The 1,185-nt window shown below is 55.8% G+C and carries 1 pseudogene; it reads right to left on the minus strand.

From position 1 onward, the window contains the following. Positions 1 to 16 precede the first annotated feature (16 nt). Positions 17 to 1,106 (minus strand): annotated as a pseudogene (locus ACIQYF_RS23755) (IS630 family transposase). Positions 1,107 to 1,185: the final 79 nt, after the last annotated feature.

Genomic DNA, 1,185 nt, shown 5'->3' on the forward strand with positions numbered 1-1,185 from the left:
CTAGTGTCTCGAGCGGTTAGTTCATTAGCTTATTCTTCATCACACTCAGCTTTGCCATATGTACCGAGCTGATGATGGCCGCTGCGGTCTTTGTCCACTTGAACGGCTTGGCTGAATGCTCGTTATGAGCAGTAATGAACTGGCGGATCGCGACTTTCAGATCAGTAACACTGGTGAAGACACCTCGATACAGTGCGCGTCTCTCCAGCTGTGAAAACCAGCCTTCCACCGCGTTTAGCCAGGACGCACTGGTCGGCGTGAAGTGCAGCTTGAAGCGCGGATGTTTTTCCAGCCAGGCCTTGATCGCTGGGGTTTTGTGGGTCGAACTGTTATCCAGGATCACATGGAGATCCAACTCGGCAGGCGTGTTCTTATCAATCTGCCGGAGGAAATCCAGGAACTCCTTGGCCCGGTGCCGCTGGGTAATCCGGCCCATTACTTCACCGGTCATGATGTCGAACGCGGCGTACAAGCTCGTCGTGCCATGGCGCTTGTAATCATGGGTTCGCCGCTCGATCTGCCCAGGCCGAAGTTGCAGCATTGGCTGAGTACGATCCAACGCCTGGATCTGAGTTTTCTCGTCAACCGACAGCACCATGGCGTTGTCCGGAGGGCTCAGGTACAGCCCGACCACATCGATGACCTTCTCAGCGAAGTGCGGATCGTTGCTGATCTTGAATGTCTTCAGTCGGTGCGGCTTGAGATCCGATGCAGCCCATATCTGCCGGACTTGCCAGGTGGTAACGCGAGCGTACTTGGCCATCAACCGGACGCTCCAGTGCGTTGCTTCCTTGGGAACCCGGTGCGTTGTCAGGGTCAGGATTTCTTTGACTTTCTCAGCACCCAGCTTCAAAGGCTGACCGCTACGCGGCAGGTCGTTCAGGCCGTCGATGCCCGACGCCAGATAACGCTTTCGCCACTTGAACACGGTCGGTGTCGTGATCAGTAATTGCCCACAGATGGCAATGGGCGTCACCCCTTCATTGAGAAAGCAGTATCCGCGCCCGCTGAGCAAGGCTCTGCTCCAGCGTACTCATGCGCAGCCAACCTTGAAGCGTAAGAACGTCGGCGGGCTGCAGTGCAAAGGGAGCAATTGGACGAGGCATGCCTGGAACCATCTCGGGGCGAGGGGTGCACAGTATATCGTTGTACGTTAGAAAATAAACTAACCGCTCACGACACTAG

It is taken from the genome of Pseudomonas sp. NPDC096917 (assembly GCF_044762555.1).
Lineage (GTDB): Bacteria > Pseudomonadota > Gammaproteobacteria > Pseudomonadales > Pseudomonadaceae > Aquipseudomonas.